Origin of the sequence: Novosphingobium fuchskuhlense, assembly GCF_001519075.1 — a bacterium.
In the GTDB taxonomy this organism is placed as follows: domain Bacteria; phylum Pseudomonadota; class Alphaproteobacteria; order Sphingomonadales; family Sphingomonadaceae; genus Novosphingobium; species Novosphingobium fuchskuhlense.
The window spans coordinates 717,229-737,077 of the sequence record NZ_KQ954244.1 but is presented as its reverse complement, the minus strand read 5'-3'; the positions used below and the strand labels follow the sequence as shown (position 1 = coordinate 737,077).

The window sequence follows — 19,849 nt, the reverse complement described above, 5'->3', positions numbered from 1 at the left end:
TCACGGTTGAATGAATTGGGGCGGAGCCTTCGCGTTTCCGCCCCAATTGCCTCTGGCGCACCGGCAGTGTCCGCGGCATTCCATGGATATGGCTGCATGTTTCACGTGGATCAAAGCAGAGCCAATAGGCATCCGGATCGTTCCTGCCGATACGTGGATCGATCCCGCGCGCCCAACGAACCGGGCGCTTATCACGCATGGCCACGCTGATCATGCGCGTGGCGGGCACAGTCAGACGATTGCCACGCCTGCGACTATAGCGATCATGGCAGCCCGCTACGGATTGGCGGAGGGCGCAGTGCCGGTCGAATATCACGAACAGATCACAATTGGTGGTGGGGTTACGGCAACGTTTCTGCCTGCGGGCCACGTACTGGGCTCAGCGCAAATTCTGCTGGAGCACGCCGGCGAGCGGATCATCGTTACTGGCGACTACAAACGCAGCCCGGATCCCACTTGCCCGCCGTTTGCGGTAACCCCCTGCGATCTCTTCATCACTGAGGCAACGTTTGGTCTGCCGGTGTTCTGCCATCCTCCGATAGCCGAAGAGATCGGGCGCCTTTTGGCGGTTCGTGCCGCGAACCCCGAACGCTGCGTGCTTGTTGGAGCCTACGCGCTCGGCAAGGCGCAGCGTGTTATCGCAGAACTGCGCGCAGCCGGGTGGCATGCACCGGTCTATCTCCATGGCGCGATGGAAACCATGTGCCGACTTTACGAAGAGCAAGGCGTGCCCCTGGGCGACCTTCGCCCCGCTGTAGGCGCGGCCAAGGCGGATCTATCTGGTGCCATCGTGATATGTCCACCATTTGCACTGAATGATCGCTGGAGCCGCCGTCTGCCTGATCCCATAACCGCCATGGCATCAGGTTGGATGCGCGTGCGCCAACGTGTGCGGCAGCGGGGGGTCGAGCTGCCGCTGATCATTTCCGATCATGCGGACTGGCACGAACTGACCACAACGATTGCGCAGGTGAACCCGGCTGAAACCTGGATCACACACGGCCGTGAGGAAGCCCTCCTGCGTTGGTGCGAACTGCGCCAGCGACGAGCCCGCGCGCTAGCGCTGACAGGGTACGAGGACGAAGATGACTAACCTGATGCGCAGCAGTTGCAGGACGCACTGGTGAAACGCCTTGCCAAGCTACTCGATGAGCTGCTGCTTACATCTTCCCGCAATGGCAAGCTGAAGCTGATCTCCGCCTATCTCTGCGAGACGCCAGATCCGGATCGCGGCTGGGCTTTGGCTGCACTGACAAGCGCGGTCGATTTTCCCGCAGTCAAAGCCGGAACCATCCGTGGCTTGATGGCGGATCGGGTCGACCCCGTGTTGTGGACACTCTCACGGGACTTCGTGGGTGATACGGCAGAAACAGCGAGCTTGCTCTGGCCCGAACCCGACCAGGCTCCACTGGCCCCGCCACCCACCTTGAGTGAAGTCGTGGCGGCGCTCAGCAATGCGACGAAGACTGGGGCTCCTGCAGTGCTCTCAGGTCTACTTGACCGGCTCGATACGGCGGGCCGCTATGCCCTGATCAAGTTCGCAACGGGAGCGCTTCGAATCGGTATTTCGGCCCGGCTGGCCAAGGTCGCGTTCGCGCAGGCTTTCAGAGTGCAGATAGAAGATGTGGAAGAGTACTGGCATGGCCAAAGCCCACCATATCAGCCGCTCTTTGCTTGGGCGACCGGTGCCGCACCGCCGCCTCGAACCGATCTACTGCCGCTCTTCCGTCCGTTCATGCTGGCACACCCGCTGGGGGACGAGAAGATCAGCCTTGAAGACTATGTCGCGGAGTGGAAATGGGACGGCATTCGAGTGCAACTCGTCCATGTTGGGGGTGAGACGCGCGTTTATTCGCGTGGCGGGGACGAGATTTCGGCCAGCTTCCCGGAAATTGCCGCTTCGCTTCCATTCCCGGTTGTAATTGATGGCGAGTTGCTGGTTCGCGGGAGTGATCAAGGCGGCGATACCGGGGGTGCCGCCAGCTTCAACGCCTTGCAGCAACGCCTGGGTCGCAAGACCGTCTCGAAAGCCATGCTAGCAGAGGCGCCAGCGTTCGTCAGGCTATACGACCTGCTGATCGATGGGAGCGAGGACTTGCGCGAGCAACCCTGGGCGGTGCGCCGAGCCCGACTGGAAGCGCTGATCCCGAGGCTCGAACCAGACCGTTTCGACCTTTCGGAAACGATCCCGGTGAGCGACATGGAGACACTTGCCAAGATTCGCGCGGGCGCGCGCGATTCGGCAATCGAAGGCATCATGCTCAAGCATCGCCAATCGCCATATGTTGCCGGACGCCGAGCTGGACTCTGGTACAAATGGAAACGCGAGCCGCTGCTGATCGATTGCGTGCTCATGTATGCGCAGCGTGGCTCGGGCAAGCGCTCATCATTCTACTCAGATTTCACTTTCGGTTGTTGGAACGGCGATCCGGATACAGGCGCAGACCTGCTGCCTGTCGGCAAGGCCTACTTCGGATTTACCGACGAAGAACTCCGATTCCTCGATCGGCATGTGCGGCAACATACAGTCGCAAAGTATGGCCCCGTTCGCGAGACTGACCGCAGTCTGGTGTTCGAAGTGGCGTTCGATTCGGTGCATCTGAGCAAGCGGCACAAGTCCGGACTCGCGATGCGTTTCCCCCGGATTCACCGTATCCGTGAGGACAAGCCTGCACACGAAGCGGATCGGCTCGAAACCTTACGGGCTATGGTAACTTGATTTCAATCAAGGTAGCTGGCGCAGCGGACTGGCAGAGGAAGGCTTGCCGCAATATTCTTCTGGAGTCAGCGCTCTTGGCCATGACGATCGAAACCCAAGCTGTCAGCCCATACGACCGGATTGGCGGGTTGACTGTCCTGCGCCAGATAACCGACCGCTTTTACACGCTCATGGAGACCGAGCCTGGATTTGCGGAACTGAGGGCAATGCACTCATTCGATTTGGCACCGATGCGCGAATCGCTTCCACTCTTCCTCGCCGGCTGGAGCGGCGGACCGCGCACATGGTGGGACGCCAATCCCGGCAAGTGCATGGTCAGCATGCATACGCGCTTCGGCATCAACAAGGCGACTGCGAACCAATGGGCAGACGCGATGCGACAGGCCATTACCGATGTTGCGCCCGAAGATGCGGCCATCGCCGAGGCGCTGGCAGATGTGCTCGACAGAATGGCGCGGGGGATGGCCAAGGCCTGATTCGCGAGGATCGCAAAACTGGATGGGATCACGGCATGCTGCGCTATGATCTCCGCCGACGCAAACTGGCGATTGCGCTTTCCGGGCTTGCCGGGTTTGTCGATGCCATCGGCTTTCTTTCGGCCAATGGCTATTTCATCTCGTTCATGTCTGGCAACTCGACACGGCTGGGGGTAGCGCTTGGCACATCGGCCAGCGCAACTCTGATACCTGCATCACTCATCGCAGGTTTTCTTTGCGGCGTAACTCTCGGCGCATTGGTGGCCCTTCGGGCCGGCGGGCGCCGCAAGCCAGCGATTCTGGGGTTGGTCGCTCTACTCTTGCTGATCAGTGCGACGGCTCGCGCGCTCGGGCACGAGACAGCAATGCTGGCCACCGCCGTTCTTGCCATGGGAGCGATCAACAACACGTTTCAGCGCGGCGGCGAAGTTACAGTGGGTTTGACCTATATGACTGGCGCACTGGTCCGACTGGGACAAGGGCTCGCGCTTTGGCTTGTTGGCAAAGCCGAGCCAGGCTGGATCCAATGGGGACTTCTTTGGACCGGCCTGCTTTCAGGCGCCGTCCTCGGTGGGCTCTTGCAAAGCCGATTGCCATTCGGCTGCCTGTGGATCGCGTCAGCTTGGGCAGCGACAATGGCGCTGGTTGCGGTCAGACTTCCAGCGGAATCCTAAACAGCTTTTCCCGTGAAGTTGCGCCGCGCAACAAGGCAATCCGAGATGGTGAAACGGCCAGCGCCTGCCCCAGGAGTTCGATGACATCAGCCGTCGCCTTGCCGTCTTCAGGCTTCGTTCTCACCTTGATTAGGACGCGACCGGACTGGATTTCCACTCCCTGACTTCGAGAACCGGGCGTTACTCGAACGGCAAGTCGGCCCTCGGCATCTGCAAGCGACCGCAGCGCCTCGGCAGAAGGAAAATCAGTCTTCGGACGCGCCATTGTTCGCCAGGGCGGCGCGGTGCGCACGTGCATTGTCGACGTAATGGGCGACGCCCAACTGCATTTCATGTATCGCCATGTCAGTCAGACCGCGCATGTAAACGGCAGGCCGACCACCCCACAACTGGCGCGAAGCGATACGCTTACCCGGGGTAAGCAGCGCGCCCGCCGCCAGCATGCCATTGCCTTCGATAACCGCGCCGTTCATCACCACAGCACCAAGGCCCACAAACGCGCGGTCCTCGAGCGTGCAGCCATGCAACATCGCCATGTGCCCGACGAGTACGTCATCCCCGATCAAGGTCGGGAAGCCCTGTATAGTGCGTGGATCCGGACTGTCGCAGTGGATCACGGTCCCGTCCTGAATGTTGCTGCGCGCGCCGATCACGATCCGGTTCACGTCTCCGCGCAGCACGCAATTGTACCAGACAGAGGCCTCTGGTCCGATCTCGACATCGCCGATGATCCTGCAGCCCGGCGCGATGAACGCGCTCGGATGAATGCGTGGGGCTTTGCCGTGAATGGCGGCAATGGTCACATCTTGATGCATAGCGCTTCCTTCAAACGCCCCGGAGGTTTGGTCGATAATTGCGATACAGGATAACGGGCCGCATTTGCTTGCCCTAGCAAATAGCGGGGTGATCGAAATTCTCGTCAGGATCATGAACTACGCCGATCCGCTCCATCAGCCCCAAGCAGCGCTGAGCGAGATACCGGCCGATATCGTATACGAAGATCAGCAAACGGGGCGGTAGCATCCCGCAGAATACGGCTAAGGCATCTTCCACTTTGCGCTCTAGCACCAAGGAGACATTGCATGCTCGCGCACGAGTGCGAGCATGCCGCTTTCAGGCCCCCATCAAACGTGCAGCGTGAAGAGCATGATATGTCAGAACGCCGGAACAGCCCGCCCGCTTGAAAGCAAGAAGGGTTTCCAAGACCAGAGCATCGCGGTCACCGGCTCCAACCGATGCGGCAGCTTCGATCATCGCGTACTCTCCACTGACTTGATAGGCAAAAACCGGCACCTGGAAGGTTTCTTTTACGCGCAGAGCGATATCAAGGTAAGGCAGGCCCGGCTTGACCATGACACTGTCCGCGCCTTCGGCTATGTCGAGTTCGACCTCGCGCAGTGCTTCGTCGGCGTTGGCAGGGTCCATCTGATAGGTCTTCTTGTTACCTTTGAGCAGACCACGGGACCCCACAGCATCACGGAACGGGCCGTAGAAAGCGGAGGCGTACTTGGCGGCATAGGCCATGATCTGAACGTTGATGTGGCCAGCTTCTTCGAGCGCCTCGCGTATCGCGCCGATACGACCATCCATCATATCGGACGGGGCGATGATATCAGCACCGGCGGCAGCCTGGTTAAGGCTTTGACCCACCAGAACGTCAACCGTCGCGTCATTGAGAACGTACCCCTCGTCATCGATCAAGCCATCCTGGCCATGGCTGGTATAGGGATCGAGAGCCACGTCGGTGAGGACGCCCAAGGATTCTCCACAGGCATCCTTGATCGCCTTGATGGCGCGGCACATGAGGTTATCAGGATTCAACGCCTCAGCGCCATTTTCGCTGCGCCGCTCAGCCTGAGTATTGGGGAATAGCGCGATGCAAGGAATGCCAGCAGCGGCGGCTTCGCGTGCCCGTTCGGCCACGAGATCGACCGACCAGCGCGACACGCCTGGCAGCGATCCAATTGGTTCCTCTACGCCATGTCCCTCCGTCACGAACAGTGGCCAGATCAGATCGGCAGGCGTCACCAGCACTTCACGGTGAAGGGCGCGGCTCCATGCAGTGGCACGGGTACGGCGGAGGCGGATGTTGGGATAGCCGGCAGACATGGAGGCTTTTTAGGCTCTACCGTCTCCAAGGGCAACAGGTCGGAGCGCTCAGCTACCGTTGGGGGCCCAGAATGGCACTGGGTCGAACCGCCAAAAGTGCCTGCAGCCGTGCCCTAAACGCGGCCACTTGCCTGGGATCGGCCGCCTGTCGGCGCTGGATCATTCGCACCGACATCGGATCGACGGTCTGGCCACCCCGATAAACCTCATAGTGAAGATGCGCACCGGTGGAGAGGCCTGTCGATCCGACATAGCCGATGATCTGTCCTCGGCGAACCATTGCGCCCGGAGACACCGCAATCCGGCTCATGTGACCATAGCCTGTGGCGATTCCGCCGCCATGTTCGAGCCTGACGTAATTGCCGTGCCCACCATGCCAACCGGCATACTGCACATGGCCATCGGTTACTGCGTAGATCGGAGAGCCCCAGGAAGCGGCGAAATCCACACCCGAATGCATACGAACATAGCCGAGGATCGGATGACGCCGCATACCGTAACCTGAGGTCATATGCCCCGCGACCGGTGCGCCAAATATGCCGGTTTCCGACTGTCCCGCCCCGGTAATGTCAGCGAGCGACGCAAACCCGCGGTCTGTTCCCCAACGCAGCAACTGTGCGCGCGGCCGACCCTCACGAACCACACCTGCGTAAAGCAGGTCGCCCGCCTCGCCTTCGCCATCAGCGGCGTATTTGTAGGATAAGACAAGATCGAACGTGTCAGTTGGCGCGATCTCTTCTAACGGAAGTGCTTGCTCAATGGCCCGCAGATAGTCCCGTACGGCACCAGGCGCCGCGCCTGCCGCACGAGCAGAACGATAGAGGCTATCGCCGACGAGGCCTTGAACACGAAGCGGCTTAGAGTCCACAGCGATTGGCTTGCGGGAGAGGACGAGGCCTCCGTTCTGCCGAGTGATTGCAAGCGCGAGATCGAAACGGGGACGGAACCCGATCGCAACCAGAGGCCGCGGATCCGACGGGGAGCTGCGCGCGCCCAAAGTGATGGAAAAGCGAGTGCCGGTTGCAATCTCAGTCAAAGGGAAAGCATTTGCAACCAGAACAGCGACCTGTCCTGCATCACCGCTGCCGACACCTGCCCGCTGCAGCATGCTAGGCAAGCTATCGTTCTCCCCGATTGTAGCGGTCAGCTGAATTTCCGGGCGTTCGGGCGCAGCTGCAAGGCGCGAGACGGCGTCTGTGGCTGCGAAGTGTCGCCCTTGTGTGGAACCCAGGGCGAATGCTCGCACTGCTTGAGCGCCAAACTCGGCCTGCGAACCTTCATCGAGCGCGACCAATGGCGCCGCTTCAAGTGGGGCGAAGCGGGGCCAGAACATAATTGCGATCAGCATAAGGCTGATGAACAAGGCGAGACCACGAAACCAACCTAGGCTGCCAACGTTCTCGGCTAGATCTGGGGCAAGGCTGCGCACAGCCGCCCAGCGCTCGATTCTGCGGCACACCTCGTCCCATTGCCTTGCAAATGGATGCGGTTTGTCCCGAAAAGCAGGCTCTGGCAGTGGTTGCGGAACGGGCGATGGCAAGAGGGAAGCACGGCGAGCGGGCGCGGCTGAAGAGCGCGCGCGCCCAAAGGTCGCCCCTCCGGCCAGCCCCAGTTCCTCGCGTGGGCCCAACACCCTAGTAGTCTTCCTTTCCGCTGAGAGACCGGTCTAGGCAGCCGAGCGCAGACGGTTCCACCGAAGCCGATTTCCTGCACCTGCAAGGTTAATTCGGCGTAAACCCGTGCGGACCGCGTGCACGCGGTGAGGAAAGGGACGGCGCGAACCGATCAGTTACGAGGCATGGCCAGGTTCGGCACTTTTGGCTAACATGTTCGGCGACTTGACGAACTATCTCGGAAGCATTGCAAGCATGAGTGAGGCACAAGTATTGGGAGACGCCATCGGCGCCGGACTAACAGCCCGCACGATCGAGCCCAAAGCAGGGGAAAGCGACAGAGGGCACACGCACGAGAGTGCCTGTCTCAACTGCGGTACTGAGTTGGTAGGCAGCTACTGTCATAGCTGCGGGCAAGCAGCGCACGTGCACCGCACAATCGGCGCATTCTTCCATGATCTCCTTCACGGTGTCTTCCACTTTGAGGGCAAGGTCTGGCGAACACTGCCGATGCTCGCACTACGCCCCGGTCAACTGACCCGCGAATACATCGATGGCCGCCGCGCGCGGTACGTTTCACCGCTTGCACTGTTCTTGTTCAGTGTCTTTATTATGTTTGCCGTCTTTCAGAAAACGGCAGGCGAACTTGATCTTGGCAAAGGTGGCGAAACGGCAATCACCGCCGGGATGAGTAAGAGCACGGCTGAAGTCGAAAAAGCTCTTCAGGCGTCGCTGGCCAAGCGCACTGCGATTGAGGCATCTGGTGGAGATACCGACGACGTGGACGTTGATATTGCGCAGCAGAAGCGCGCGCTGGCTACAATGCGTCGAATCGGTGGAGAGAAGCTCTCCTCAACCGGTTTCTCCATTCTCGACCAGGTGATTGACGAGACCCAGAGCAACCCCAAGCTGGTGCTCTACAAGATGCAAAGCCACGCATATAAATATAGTTGGGCACTGGTACCCATCTCGATCCCGTTCCTTTGGCTGTTATTCCCCTTCAGCCGGCGCTTTCACCTCTATGATCACACCGTTTTCGTGACGTATTCTCTTAGCTTCATGACACTTCTGTTCGCAGCCGGGATGCTTGCTGGCTACGTTGGTGCTGATATTCTTGCCAGCATAATGACCCTGATACCGCCAGTGCACATGTACAAGCAGGTGCGTGGAACTTACGGTATTGCTCGCATGGGCGCGGTGCTGCGCACTTTCGCCTTGCTTCTTTTTGCGACAATCGCACTTTCGATCTACCTCATCGCCATAGCGGCAGAAGCAGGCGCAGGCTGAAGCTCGGCCTCTAGCAATCAAGCACAAACGGACCCGCTGCACGCGCCTCGAGCGCCACATGCGCCTTGGACGCTTCTGCCAGATCGAACCTGCCGCCCAAGCTCAGCGGCAGCTCACCGGCCGCGATCGAAACAAACAATGATTCAGCCGCGGCGAGCAGGGTTTCTCGCGTAGATATGTAAGGCCACAAGAAAGGTCGCGAAACCTTTGCAGATTTCGCGCCTAGCCGGGAGAGATCAAATGGGGGGATTGGGCCTGAAGCCTGCCCATAGTGAACGAGATGTCCCTTTACGCCAAGTGAGGCGAGCGAACCCTCGAACGTATCCCCGCCGACTGCATCATAAGCCGCCGCAACACCTGCGCCGTTTGTGAAAGCCAAGACGCGGGAAGCCACATCCTCGTCGCGATAGTGAATGACCTCATCGCAGCCCGCGACACGCGCGATGGCTGCCTTCTCGGGCGATCCCGCAGTGCCGATTACCTTGGCGCCTCTCAGCTGCGCCATCCGAGCGACCAGTTGGCCTACGCCGCCTCCAGCAGCCTGAACCAGCACAGCCATGCCAGGGCGGACTGGCTCCACTTCGTCAACTAGCGCTTGCGCAGTGAGCCCTTTCAGGAACCAAGCGGCTGCTATCGCATCATCTATGCCCGCCGGAACCGGCACGGCGAGTGTAGCACTGACCACGCGCAACCGGGAATAGCCCCCGTAATTGCGAGCAATGTATGCAATTCTGTCACCTGGCTTGAAATCTGTGACGTCGGCGCCAACCGTTTCAACAGTGCCGACGGCCTCAAGTCCCGGAATCCCAGGCAGGTCAAGCGTGCGATAGGAACCAGAGCGCACATAGATGTCATGAAAATTGACAGACGCAGCATGCTGGCGAATGAGCAGATCGCCGGGACCGGGGGCAGCGACCTCTATCCGTTCAATTTCCATGACCTCTGGTCCGCCATACGCGCGGATCACGATTGCTTCGCTGACTTCCACAGTTGCCCGCCCTTTTTTGGTTCAAGCCCCAGCCGGATGTGGATCGCCAGAGCCAGAGAAACGGCGTCCCGCACGCGGGACAGTAGCGCCCTGGCTGGTCACCGGCCGCAAAGTCCCGATCGGGGGCTCCGGCCGGTCGAGCCTGCCGTTCTCCATCAAAACGCGGATCTCGTCGCCACTGAGAGTCTCGTACTCCAGCAGCGCCTGAGCCAGCATGTGCAGCTTGTCTTCGTTTGACTTGAGGATCTGGGTTGCACGGGCGTGTGCTCCGTCGACCAACATCCGGATTTCGCTGTCGATCAGCTTGTTGGTCTCGTCAGACATCATCGTGCGGTGCGAACCGCCCATACCGAGGTAGCCTTCCTGCGCCTCTTCGTACTGAAGTGGGCCCAATTTGTCGGACATGCCCCACTTGGTCACCATGTTGCGCGCCAGGCTGGTAGCGTACTGAATATCCGACGATGCACCGGAAGAGACCTTATCGTATCCGAAAATCAGTTCCTCAGCGACGCGGCCGCCCATACTTACAGAGAGATTGGCGTGCATCTTGTCACGGTGGTAAGAATAGCTATCGCGTTCCGGCAGCCGCATCACCATGCCGAGTGCGCGACCACGCGGAATGATCGTAGCCTTGTGAATCGGGTCCGAGGCTGCCTCGTTTATCGACACGATTGCGTGCCCCGCCTCATGATACGCCGTCATCTTCTTCTCGTCGTCGGTCATGACCATCGATCTGCGCTCAGCGCCCATCATGACCTTGTCCTTGGCGTCTTCGAACTCCTGCATCGCGACCAGCCGCTTGTTACGGCGGGCAGCCAGCAATGCTGCCTCGTTGACGAGGTTGGCAAGGTCCGCGCCAGAGAACCCGGGGGTGCCACGGGCGATCACACGAGGGAGCACGTCTGGCGCAAGCGGAACCTTCTTCATGTGCACGCTGAGGATCTTTTCGCGCCCATCGATATCGGGGATCGGCACTACAACCTGCCGATCAAAGCGGCCGGGACGAAGCAGCGCGGGATCGAGCACATCAGGGCGATTGGTCGCCGCGATGATGATGATCCCCTCGTTGGCCTCGAAGCCGTCCATCTCGACGAGGAGTTGGTTCAGCGTCTGCTCGCGTTCGTCATTCGAATTGCCAAGGCCATGTCCACGATGACGACCTACGGCGTCAATTTCGTCAATGAACACGATGCAAGGCGCATTCTTCTTGGCTTGATCGAACATGTCACGCACACGGCTCGCGCCCACGCCGACGAACATCTCGACAAAATCCGAGCCGGAGATTGTGAAAAACGGAACGCCCGCCTCGCCAGCAATGGCGCGGGCGAGCAGGGTCTTGCCAGTTCCGGGCGAACCAACCAGCAACGCACCCTTCGGGATCTGGCCGCCAAGTTTCGAAAAGCGGCTTGGATCCCGCAGGAACTCGACGATTTCCTGAAGTTCCTCACGCGCTTCGTCGATACCAGCAACATCATCGAAGGTCACCTTGCCGGACCGCTCGGTCAAAAGCTTGGCCTTGGATTTGCCAAAGCCCATCGCGCCTGATCCGCCACCTTTCTGCACCTGACGAAGGGCAAAAAATGCCACGCCGAGGATCAGGAGGAACGGCAAGGACTGTGCAAGAATATAGAGCAGGAGATTGGGTTCCTCCTGAGCCTTACCCGCGTACCTCACGCCATGCTCCTGGAGGAGCTTGGTGAGTTCCGCGTCTCCGGGGACTGGGACGGTGGCGAACTGTTGATCGTTTTTGAGCGTGCCCGTTATGCGATCCGGTCCGACTTGTACCTCACGCACATTATCCTGCACAACACTTGCGCGAAAATCGGAATAGGGGATGACAGTCCCGGCAGGGTCGGTCCGCGTGTTGAACATCGAGACCACCAGCAGCAGCGCAAGAAAAATGCCACCCCAGATCAGGAGGCTTTTGATCCAGGGATTCCCCTGCGGCTGGTCGTCATTCATAGCGCAGCTTTCAATCGATAAGGACTAGACTCTCTCCAATGTAGGACGCCCTCGGTGAATGGCAATATAACCTACAGCGCGAATTTCTTACCCTTAGGGACCATTGGTGCCTCGGTCGGACGCTTGCCGTCGCAGTGGAGCAAGCATGAAACGCCATTGCGCTTTACTTCCATCACCGCGAACGCCCGCGAGCGTCGCTACCTTTCCAGCCGCCAGCTGATCATGCCAGCGCGAAAGAGCCTTTCCTCGCGGAGCAGGGCCTCCGATCTGCGCGATGATCCGTTCGAGCACCCGAAGAACGATGGCCCGTGGGGTCTCGCCTGGCATCCAGAGAAAGGCGGCTCCGTTTCTTTCAACAGAGCGGAGCGCGCGCTCGGCCGCCCACTCGATTGCGGCGTCAGCCTCTGCAAGGTGGCTTGCGCTTGAAGCCAGCATAAGTGCGTCGACTTCAGGTAACTTTGCAAGGTAAGTGCGAATCCGGACGCGTTCGAAGCGCAAGTCGGCATTGGAGGGATCCTGCATTGGGGAGAGCCCGGCGGAGGCCACGATAGCGGCGAGTTCGCTTCGCCGCCATTGCAGGAGAGGACGGATCAAGATGCAATTCGGCCATCCCGGCAGGGGAGAACGCTCACGCATTCCGGCAAGTCCGCGGACACCAGCACCTCGCACAAGTCGCATCAGCAGCGTTTCCGCCTGATCATCAGCGTGGTGAGCGGTGACGATCCCAGCGAGGCCAGTCTCGGCTGCCCATTCGCCAAGAGCATTGTAGCGTGCTGCCCGGGCGCGTTCCTGCAGAGCAGGGCCAGGCTGCAATCCAAGGCGGAACGTCTGGTGCACAATACCGAGCTCCTCGCACAAGAGGCTTACGGTTCGGGCTTCGGCTGCGCTTTCAAGTCTCAGACCATGATCTACCGTCGCAACCTTGAACTTACCCCGCAAAACGGCATGCCCCAGAAGCAAAAGGGCAAGACTGTCAGGCCCGCCAGAAACCGCCAGGCCTACTGGCGCCGTGTTCGGCCAGATTGCTGCCCAATCTTGGGCAAACCGTTCTTCAAGCGTCCTATCAATTGCAGGTTACCGGCTTGGTCGCCGCCTCGTATTGCGATTTCAGACGTCCCGCGAGTTCAGCTGCATAATTCTGACGAAACTCGGCAAAGGCCAGACAGGCGCGCTTCTCTTCCTTGAGCCTGCTCATTGCGACGCCAAGGTATAGGAGACTGTCAGCAGCACGATCCCCCTTCCGATCTGCCTGATAATTTTGGAGAAAATACTGCGCAGCCGTACCAGGCTTGCCATCTTCGAGATACGCGCGCCCAAGTAGATTGCGGGCGTAGCTGATGCGGACGTGGCGCGGATACTGTTGGACCACCCGCAGCAGTTGCTGCTGTGCTTCCGGGAAGAACTTCGCCTCCCACAGGCGATAGCCATAGGTGTACTCGTCCTCACCCTTGTCATCCGTGGACGGTTTCTCAATCGCCATGACAGCTGCCATCCTGTCAGGCGAGGCCTCCCCCTTAGCTCCAGCGACCTTGACGGGCGCAGGCTTTGGCAAGGGCTTGACTGATTTTACCGGCTCTATGGGTGGAACTGAAGGCGTTGAGGTTGTGCCTGAAGTGGACGGCACTGCGGACGTCGCAGGTGCGTTGGGAGCGCCGGCCGCTTCAAGGGCGGCCAGACGAGTCTCGAGCTTTGCGAAATGATTCTGAGTCTCTTCGCTGGCCGCGGTCAGTCGCTGCAATTGCGCCTCGACTGCCTCCATTCGTGCGAGGAGATCCGTCACTGCAGTCGGGGTCGGCGGGGACCCCGCCAGGCCGCTGACAGGGGGTGTTATTTCAGGCCCAAACGCCTTGCCAGCACCATCCGGAAACACCTTGCGTTGGACGGCACGCAATTCAGCCTCGATCCGGCGAAGCCGTACTTCGGCGCTTTCCGGCGCGACCTGTGCGCGGGCCGAAGTTTGGGGACCAGCAGGTAGAACTGTTGCCGTCATGCCGATCAGGGTGAGGGCAATTGCTGAGCCTGTACGTCCAGAGCCAGTCATGATTTTCATCGTCACTCCCGTCGGATCATCGGGACTTCCATGCGCCGCCTTTGTGTGGACGCGCAAGCATCGGAACGTGAATTGATAGCCCGATTCGAACGTTTCACACAGTTCGCTGCAATACGAAAAGAACTACGGAGCAGGCGTTGGCTTCGGGGCCGCCTGACTTGGCACGGTGAGCGAACGGGTGCGCAGGCTGACCGCATCGACCGGCACATCCTTCATCACCTGCTCGGAATCTGATAAGCGCGGAATAGATGTGCCACCGACCGTGATCGAAAGCGCGTCAGGTCGACCCGTCCACAGTTTGGGTCCTGATGCATCGGCTGGCACCGTATAGGATTCGCCTTTTGCGAGTTGTTTCTGCATCAGTTGCTTGCCTCGATCATCGTAAAACTTAACCCAGATACCTTCCTCCATCGCAACGAACACCACAGGTCCGTTTGACGGGGCATGCGGTTGGACAGCCATCTGTGGTTGCGCGGCTTGCTGGTTGCGGATCACTTGTGCTGCTTTTTGATCTCTATCGGGAACGAGCGAAGGCAAAGCGACAGAGGGAGCGTAATAGCTACGCCAGAAGATACCGCCCATCGCAAGAAGGGCGCCGACCATGAGGAGCGCCAACCAGCCGATCAGCCGCGACGGAGTCTTGGCCGGGTCGCCAACTTCAAACTGGTTGAGGGCTCCGGACTCAGGGCGCGGTGACGTACCTTCTAGCTCGGAACGCACAGCGCAAACTATCTCTGTGTCTGGCAGCCCAACTGCTCGTGCATAGGCGCGAGCGAAACCAATGGCGTATGGACGCCCGGGCATCGCACTGTAGTCCCCCGCCTCGAGAGCCTCGATGTGACGGAGGGTAACCCGGGTGCGCACCGCCACCTCGGCATTTGTCAGGCCGAGGCTGCGTCGGGCTTCGACAAGCCGCTCGGCGACACTCAAAGGTCGATAATCGCCAACATCTGCAGTCAGACGAACTCGTGCGTCCGAGCCGTCTGTCGAATCTGTAACAATCATGTCGCGTTCGCCGTCCTCGGTCACGGCGTAGCTCCCGTCGTTCATCATTGTAAAGGTATTCTCAGGACTGAATGCGAACCCCTCTAGAACGCAGCATGGTCAGTCTGTTAATGTCAATGTCTTTAAGCTGGCAAAAGCATAGTACGACCCGCTGGTGCGACGAGTTCAATCGTAATCGATGCCATGTGCCGTCGCCCATGCGCCGATTTCGGCGCGAAGGTTAATGGGCGGATCGGCTAGCCAGCCCGCCATGGCAGCCTTGATCACCGGCAACTCGACCTTGCGCACAAGTTCCTTGATCGGTCCGACAGCCGCAGGCGTGATCGACAGCCGCGTGATCCCGATCCCCAGCAACGCCAAGGCTTCCAGCCGGCGCCCCCCCATTTCGCCACAAACGGTAACGTCGGTGCCAAAGGGGGCGACAGCGAGAACAACCCGCCGCAAAAACCGAAGGATGGCCGGCGACAGCCAGTCGTAGCGCTCAGCCAATTTTGGGTTTGCGCGATCCGCAGCGAAGAGGAACTGGGTAAGGTCGTTTGTTCCGATGGACAGGAAAGAAAGTCGCGGTGCGAGAATGTCGAGGCATTCGGCCAGTGCTGGCACCTCCAGCATCGCACCATAGCGGATTGCTTCGGGCAGGAGCTTCTTTTGCCCTTTCAGAAAGGCAAGCTGACTTTCGAACACAGCGCGTGCGGCATCGAACTCCCAAGGCTCGGTGACCATCGGAAACATGACGTTGAGCGTTCGCCCGCCAGCTGCCTCGAGCAACGCGCGCGCCTGAACCTTGAGCAGACCATCTCGCTCGAGCGCAACCCGCAATGCCCGCCATCCCATAGCTGGGTTTTCTTCGGTCTCACCGTCATTGTGGCGCAGATAAGGAAGCACCTTGTCACCGCCTATGTCGACGGTGCGGAAAACGACAGGGCGATCCCCGGCTGCATCGAGAACATCGCGATAAAGGCGTGTTTGTCGCTCACGCGCGGGAAGTGTCGCGGAGACCAGAAACTGGAACTCCGTGCGAAATAGGCCAATGCCATCAGCCCCGGTAAGGTTAAGCATTGGCATATCATCACGCAGGCCGGCGTTGATCATGACACGGATGCGCTGACCGTCTGCAGAGATCGGTTCGACATCGCGCATCGCCGCATATACGGCCTGCCGCTCACGATTGCGTGCAAAGCGGGCTTCAAACGCCTCGATCAGGCTTGGTGCCGGGCGCACATCTACCACGCCCTGATCGCCGTCGAGCAGCAATTGGTCGCCTTCACGCACTTTCGCGCGCAGCCCCCGAATTCGGCCCACAACAGGTACGCCCATCGCACGTGCGACAATGACGACATGCGCGGTAAGCGAACCTTCTTCCAGAATGACGCCCTTCAGACGGCGGCGGTCATACTCCAATAGTTCGGCAGGACCGAGATTGCGCGCAATCAGGATTGCATCGCCCTTGAGGCCGAGGCTGGCAGCAGTGCCAAGCTGACCCGACACGATACGCAATAGGCGGTTGGAGAGGTCCTCCAGATCATGCATCCGATCTGCCAGCAATGGGTCGTCGATCTGGCGCATCCGCATGCGCGTGCGCTGCTGAACCCGCTCGATTGCTGCCTCTGCGGTAAGACCGGAATCGATCGCCTCATTGATCCGGCGGCTCCACCCCTCATCATAGGCAAACATGCGATAGGTCTCGAGGACCTCCTCGTGCTCTCCGCCCATGCCGAACTCGGCCTGGCTGGCCATGCGGTCGATCTGTTCGCGCATTTTGTCGAACGCAAGATAAACGCGCTGACGCTCAGCCTCGGTGTCGTCGGCAACGACATGCTCGATCATCACTCGCGGCTGATGAAAAACGGCCACCCCGCTGGCAAGCCCCTTAACGAGCGTCAGGCCCTGAATACGATCGTGGCCGGTCAGTTGGGCATCGGCGCCGAGAGCATCTTCTTCGTCGATCAGGTCTGCATTTGCGATAAGCTCGGAAAGCACCATCGCCACGGTTTGCAGAGCCTCGATCTCCACCTCTTCGTATCGGCGCGGCTCGACGTGCTGAACGCCGAGTACACCGACAGCGCGAGCACGCCGCACAATTGGAACGCCGGCAAACGAATGGAAGCGCTCTTCGCCCGTCTCAGGGAAGAAAGCGAAGTCTGGATGGGCGGCTGCCTCGGCGAGATTCAAAGTCTCGATGTTCGCTGCAATCGTTCCCACAAGACCTTCGCCAATGGCCATTCGGGTAACGTGGACCGCAGCTTGGTTGAGGCCCCTAGTGGCGAACAGCTCCAGCATGCCCTCACGCAGCAGGTAGATAGAGCAGACCTCGCTGTTCAGCTTGTCGCCGATGATCTCCACGATCTGGTTGAGTTTGGCTTGCGCGCCTGCACGAGAGGCCATGACCTCATGCAATGAAGTCAGGATCGCTCGGGCGGCGGCGGCTGCAGTGATCATGTGTGAAGGCCTAGCGCAGCGACGACGGTTTGCAAACAACCGTGCCCGGAGCGCTTATGAATTCGTATCCGTCTAGATTTCGCGAAATCGGACCTTGAAATCTCGCGCCTGAAGGGAGGCGCGGCTGGCAGGCCGGATATACCGGCCTTGCCAGCTGCGCTTCGCGATCGGGTGATTTTCAGTGCACGTCTAGCGCTTGCGCGAGCTCTTCCTTGATTCGCAGTTTTCGCCTCTTGAGTTCCTTGATCAACACATCGTTCGGCGAAGGTCTGCCTCGCTCTTCAGCAATGCGACGTTCAAGCCCGGCGTGTTTGGATTCAAGAGCGCTCTTGTGCGACAGTTCCATGCGGCAACCTCCTCAGGATACCAACCTCGGCCAACTCCGGCAGCAGGATAGCTGCTGGACGATTGGGCCGAAGGTTTGCGCCGGCATGGACGTGTCGGCCTCGACTCATCCGAGCGGGCGCGTTGTCATGCTCCCACAATCGCCGTATCTTGCAAGTCAATCTGCGCCGGGATGTCCAACTATAGAGATTATGCGTATTGCGATGGCAGCGAGACTGGAACGCGTTTTGCCCGGCCAATGTGCCGGAAACCTCTATGTGAATCTGGTGGACCAGGGTGAAGTTTAGGAGTGGCCGGTTTGACTGAAGATGAAATGCGCAAGCGGCTGGAAATGCTGCGGGTCGAGCATCGAGATCTCGATGCGGCGATCGAGGCTTTGTCCGGGACCGGTGCGCACGATCAACTGCAGGTCGCTCGACTGAAGAAGCGGAAGTTGCGCCTCAAGGATCAGATCGCTTTGCTGGAGGACTACCTCATTCCGGACATTATTGCCTGATTACAGATTCTTGATTGAACCCGAACGAGCCCAGTCTCCTGCAGCCAATCGTATCATTCCGGCACAGTTTAAAAACGTGGTGAACGTGCTGCCGTGCATGTGTTGAGCGGCCAGCAGCGATGGGACTATGCGCTTATCATGCCTCTCATGCCCAACCTCAATCCGCGCATCGTCGAGGCGCTATACACAGAGGCGCTTGTGCTGGCGGAAGAAGCACGTGCAGTGTTCGATCGACTCCGCCAAGGTCAGGACCGGCGCGCGCTCTTGGGAGCGAATGACGATCCTGCTGCAGATCTTGCCCACGTGCAGGTCAGTTGTGAAGCGCTTCGCACCACAACACGGATCATGCACTGTCTTGCATGGTTGCTCAATCACCGCGCCCACTTCGCGGGCGAGCTCAGCGAATTGCAGCTGCGTCGCCATGGCCGGCTTATTGCCAATTTCCCTCTCAGCGATCCTGTCCACGCATTGGCACTTCCCAAAGAAGCTCAGCGTTGCGTGCAGGAAAGCGAACGCCTTTACGCTCGCATCCAGAGGCTGGAGAGCGCATGGCGCGGAGAAACAGAACCGTCCGGCGGCGCGATTGAGCGGTTGCGACAGAGGCTGGCAGCAGCCGTTCCGACCTTGGTCTGAAGATGGCAGGCACAAAGTTGCACACCACTTCGAAAATCCCCATACCTAGTGGATGACTTCGACCAATCTTCCGCCAGGCGCGAGCATGCCGAATCAGTCTGAGTGGCATACCGGTTTGGCTGTCGAACTCGAGCCGCTCGTGCGGCGCGTGCTGGCACCCAACCCTTCACCCTACACCTTCAACGGCACCCAGACCTATCTGATCGGCAATAAGCGGGACGTGGTCGTGATCGATCCCGGCCCGACCGGGACCGGGCCTGCCGGACACGCCGACACGAATGGCGATGGCCACGTCGAAGCGATCCTTAAAGCGATTGGCGACCAGAGGCTCGTCGCGATCATGTGTACGCATACACATCGCGACCACAGTCCCGCGGCACGACCGCTTCAAGCGGCCACAGGAGCGCCGATCATCGGATGTGCCATGTTGACCATCGATGACAGCGGTGCAGGCATCGGCGTAAGGGCGGATGCCGAATTTGATCCACACTACCTGCCGGACCGCGTTCTGAATGACGGTGAAAAGCTAACGGGCGACGGCTGGACTCTCGAGGCAGTTTCAACGCCTGGCCATACCAGCAATCACTTGTGCTTCGCACTTCTCGAAAGCGGGGCGCTGTTTACCGGGGATCACGTGATGGGCTGGTCGACCACTGTCGTGTCGCCACCGGACGGCGACATGAACGCCTACATGAACTCTCTGCAGAAACTGCAGGCGCGCCACGATCAGATCTATTACCCCGCGCACGGCCCTGCAGTCACCAAGCCGCAACAACTGGTGCGCGGAATGATCGGGCATCGCCGCCAACGGGAGGCGCAGATCCTGCGTCTACTGGGCGAGACCTCCTGCACGATCCCGCAGATGGTGGCGCAGATGTACAAAGGGCTTGATCCGCGGCTCGCCGGCGCAGCCGGTCGTTCGGTTCTGGCGCACCTTATAGATTTGGAGACGCAGGGCCGCATTGCACGAGAGCTGGAAGCGCCGGAGCACCAATGGACCCTGATCGCCTAACCCCACAACCCTTGGGGCAAAAGTTAAGGGAACCAGCGAGT

At 59.7% G+C, this 19,849-nt stretch carries 19 protein-coding genes and 1 pseudogene; 9 read left to right on the top strand and 11 right to left on the bottom strand.

The window, feature by feature from the left end:
- Nucleotides 1-88 precede the first annotated feature (88 nt).
- The 4 genes from AQZ52_RS03300 (at nucleotide 89) to AQZ52_RS03285 (ending at nucleotide 3,869) form a co-directional block, all read left to right on the top strand.
- Nucleotides 89-1,093 (top strand): ligase-associated DNA damage response exonuclease, encoded by a 1,005-nt coding sequence (locus tag AQZ52_RS03300; RefSeq protein ID WP_067909337.1) that lies wholly within the window; start codon nucleotides 89-91, stop codon nucleotides 1,091-1,093.
- Between the two features lie 30 nt (nucleotides 1,094-1,123).
- Nucleotides 1,124-2,719: a cisplatin damage response ATP-dependent DNA ligase gene (locus AQZ52_RS03295; protein ID WP_067909333.1), complete on the top strand. Its 1,596-nt coding sequence runs from the start codon at nucleotides 1,124-1,126 to the stop codon at nucleotides 2,717-2,719.
- A gap of 80 nt (nucleotides 2,720-2,799) precedes the next feature.
- A complete protein-coding gene (locus AQZ52_RS03290; protein ID WP_067906486.1) occupies nucleotides 2,800-3,195 on the top strand; it encodes a globin domain-containing protein in 396 nt (131 codons plus the stop codon).
- 35 nt (nucleotides 3,196-3,230) lie between these two features.
- Nucleotides 3,231-3,869 (top strand): YoaK family protein, encoded by a 639-nt coding sequence (locus AQZ52_RS03285; RefSeq protein ID WP_067906485.1) that lies wholly within the window; start codon nucleotides 3,231-3,233, stop codon nucleotides 3,867-3,869.
- Here AQZ52_RS03285 and AQZ52_RS18050 read toward each other — a convergent pair.
- The 4 genes from AQZ52_RS18050 to AQZ52_RS03270 form a co-directional block, all read right to left on the bottom strand.
- On the bottom strand, nucleotides 3,847-4,134 hold the full coding sequence (locus AQZ52_RS18050) for a DUF167 domain-containing protein (protein WP_082697524.1): 288 nt from the start codon (nucleotides 4,132-4,134) through the stop codon (nucleotides 3,847-3,849). The genes AQZ52_RS03285 and AQZ52_RS18050 overlap by 23 nt on opposite strands.
- Nucleotides 4,115-4,684 (bottom strand): gamma carbonic anhydrase family protein, encoded by a 570-nt coding sequence (locus AQZ52_RS03280; protein ID WP_067906484.1) that lies wholly within the window; start codon nucleotides 4,682-4,684, stop codon nucleotides 4,115-4,117. Before AQZ52_RS03280 ends, AQZ52_RS18050 begins: the two co-directional genes overlap by 20 nt.
- 298 nt (nucleotides 4,685-4,982) lie before the next feature.
- Nucleotides 4,983-5,978 carry a porphobilinogen synthase gene (gene hemB, locus AQZ52_RS03275; RefSeq protein WP_067906483.1) on the bottom strand — a complete coding sequence of 332 codons (996 nt, stop codon included), beginning with the start codon at nucleotides 5,976-5,978 and terminating at the stop codon, nucleotides 4,983-4,985.
- A gap of 52 nt (nucleotides 5,979-6,030) precedes the next feature.
- Complete coding sequence (locus AQZ52_RS03270) at nucleotides 6,031-7,341, bottom strand: M23 family metallopeptidase (RefSeq protein ID WP_240481428.1); 1,311 nt, start codon at nucleotides 7,339-7,341, stop codon at nucleotides 6,031-6,033.
- 505 nt (nucleotides 7,342-7,846) lie between these two features.
- Here AQZ52_RS03270 and AQZ52_RS03265 point away from each other — a divergent pair.
- Nucleotides 7,847-8,878, top strand: a complete 1,032-nt coding sequence (locus AQZ52_RS03265) for a DUF3667 domain-containing protein (RefSeq protein WP_067909326.1) — start codon at nucleotides 7,847-7,849, stop codon at nucleotides 8,876-8,878.
- 10 nt (nucleotides 8,879-8,888) lie between these two features.
- Here AQZ52_RS03265 and AQZ52_RS03260 read toward each other — a convergent pair whose 3' ends face one another.
- Together AQZ52_RS03260 and ftsH are read right to left on the bottom strand one after the other, a co-directional pair.
- Nucleotides 8,889-9,866 carry a quinone oxidoreductase family protein gene (locus tag AQZ52_RS03260; RefSeq protein ID WP_240481427.1) on the bottom strand — a complete coding sequence of 326 codons (978 nt, stop codon included), beginning with the start codon at nucleotides 9,864-9,866 and terminating at the stop codon, nucleotides 8,889-8,891.
- Nucleotides 9,867-9,887: 21 nt separating this feature from the next.
- Complete coding sequence (gene ftsH / locus AQZ52_RS03255; protein WP_067906481.1) at nucleotides 9,888-11,828, bottom strand: ATP-dependent zinc metalloprotease FtsH; 1,941 nt, start codon at nucleotides 11,826-11,828, stop codon at nucleotides 9,888-9,890.
- Nucleotides 11,829-11,882: 54 nt separating this feature from the next.
- Here ftsH and AQZ52_RS19005 point away from each other — a divergent pair, with 54 nt between their 5' ends.
- On the top strand, nucleotides 11,883-12,254 hold the full coding sequence (locus AQZ52_RS19005) for a hypothetical protein (protein ID WP_240481556.1): 372 nt from the start codon (nucleotides 11,883-11,885) through the stop codon (nucleotides 12,252-12,254).
- Nucleotides 12,255-12,302: 48 nt separating this feature from the next.
- Here AQZ52_RS19005 and tilS read toward each other — a convergent pair.
- From tilS to AQZ52_RS18035, 5 genes and pseudogenes are all read right to left on the bottom strand, one after another.
- A pseudogene (gene tilS, locus AQZ52_RS19000) lies at nucleotides 12,303-12,824 on the bottom strand (tRNA lysidine(34) synthetase TilS); the annotation flags it as partial.
- 67 nt (nucleotides 12,825-12,891) lie between these two features.
- Nucleotides 12,892-13,878: a tetratricopeptide repeat protein gene (locus tag AQZ52_RS18040; protein ID WP_082697522.1), complete on the bottom strand. Its 987-nt coding sequence runs from the start codon at nucleotides 13,876-13,878 to the stop codon at nucleotides 12,892-12,894.
- A gap of 123 nt (nucleotides 13,879-14,001) precedes the next feature.
- Nucleotides 14,002-14,907: a helix-turn-helix domain-containing protein gene (locus tag AQZ52_RS03235; protein ID WP_169793708.1), complete on the bottom strand. Its 906-nt coding sequence runs from the start codon at nucleotides 14,905-14,907 to the stop codon at nucleotides 14,002-14,004.
- A gap of 141 nt (nucleotides 14,908-15,048) precedes the next feature.
- Nucleotides 15,049-17,322, bottom strand: a complete 2,274-nt coding sequence (ptsP, locus tag AQZ52_RS03230; protein WP_067906476.1) for a phosphoenolpyruvate--protein phosphotransferase — start codon at nucleotides 17,320-17,322, stop codon at nucleotides 15,049-15,051.
- A 178-nt stretch (nucleotides 17,323-17,500) separates the two neighbouring features.
- Nucleotides 17,501-17,668 (bottom strand): YdcH family protein, encoded by a 168-nt coding sequence (locus tag AQZ52_RS18035; protein WP_082697521.1) that lies wholly within the window; start codon nucleotides 17,666-17,668, stop codon nucleotides 17,501-17,503.
- Nucleotides 17,669-17,965: 297 nt separating this feature from the next.
- Between AQZ52_RS18035 and AQZ52_RS03225 the strand changes: the two genes are divergently transcribed.
- The 3 genes from AQZ52_RS03225 (at nucleotide 17,966) to AQZ52_RS03215 (ending at nucleotide 19,808) form a co-directional block, all read left to right on the top strand.
- The gene (locus AQZ52_RS03225; RefSeq protein ID WP_067906475.1) at nucleotides 17,966-18,163 is read left to right on the top strand and encodes a YdcH family protein; all 198 of its coding nucleotides are present in this window, start codon (nucleotides 17,966-17,968) and stop codon (nucleotides 18,161-18,163) included.
- A gap of 102 nt (nucleotides 18,164-18,265) precedes the next feature.
- A complete protein-coding gene (locus tag AQZ52_RS18030) occupies nucleotides 18,266-18,796 on the top strand; it encodes a DUF1465 family protein (RefSeq protein ID WP_240481426.1) in 531 nt (176 codons plus the stop codon).
- An 85-nt stretch (nucleotides 18,797-18,881) separates the two neighbouring features.
- Complete coding sequence (locus tag AQZ52_RS03215; protein ID WP_156424766.1) at nucleotides 18,882-19,808, top strand: MBL fold metallo-hydrolase; 927 nt, start codon at nucleotides 18,882-18,884, stop codon at nucleotides 19,806-19,808.
- The last annotated feature ends 41 nt before the right edge of the window (nucleotides 19,809-19,849 follow it).

Excerpts from the sequence above, each read along its gene's own strand:
- AQZ52_RS03290 (WP_067906486.1), top strand. The coding sequence starts at position 2,800 with ATGACGATCGAAACCCAAGCTGTCAGCCCATACGACCGGATTGGCGGG.
- AQZ52_RS03300 (WP_067909337.1), top strand. The coding sequence starts at position 89 with ATGGCTGCATGTTTCACGTGGATCAAAGCAGAGCCAATAGGCATCCGG.
- AQZ52_RS18035 (WP_082697521.1), bottom strand. The coding sequence starts at position 17,668 with ATGGAACTGTCGCACAAGAGCGCTCTTGAATCCAAACACGCCGGGCTT.
- AQZ52_RS18040 (WP_082697522.1), bottom strand. The coding sequence starts at position 13,878 with ATGAAAATCATGACTGGCTCTGGACGTACAGGCTCAGCAATTGCCCTC.
- hemB (WP_067906483.1), bottom strand. The coding sequence starts at position 5,978 with ATGTCTGCCGGCTATCCCAACATCCGCCTCCGCCGTACCCGTGCCACT.
- AQZ52_RS03215 (WP_156424766.1), top strand. The coding sequence starts at position 18,882 with ATGCCGAATCAGTCTGAGTGGCATACCGGTTTGGCTGTCGAACTCGAG.
- AQZ52_RS03280 (WP_067906484.1), bottom strand. The coding sequence starts at position 4,684 with ATGCATCAAGATGTGACCATTGCCGCCATTCACGGCAAAGCCCCACGC.
- AQZ52_RS03285 (WP_067906485.1), top strand. The coding sequence starts at position 3,231 with ATGCTGCGCTATGATCTCCGCCGACGCAAACTGGCGATTGCGCTTTCC.
- ftsH (WP_067906481.1), bottom strand. The coding sequence starts at position 11,828 with ATGAATGACGACCAGCCGCAGGGGAATCCCTGGATCAAAAGCCTCCTG.
- ptsP (WP_067906476.1), bottom strand. The coding sequence starts at position 17,322 with ATGATCACTGCAGCCGCCGCCGCCCGAGCGATCCTGACTTCATTGCAT.
- AQZ52_RS18050 (WP_082697524.1), bottom strand. The coding sequence starts at position 4,134 with ATGGCGCGTCCGAAGACTGATTTTCCTTCTGCCGAGGCGCTGCGGTCG.
- AQZ52_RS03265 (WP_067909326.1), top strand. The coding sequence starts at position 7,847 with ATGAGTGAGGCACAAGTATTGGGAGACGCCATCGGCGCCGGACTAACA.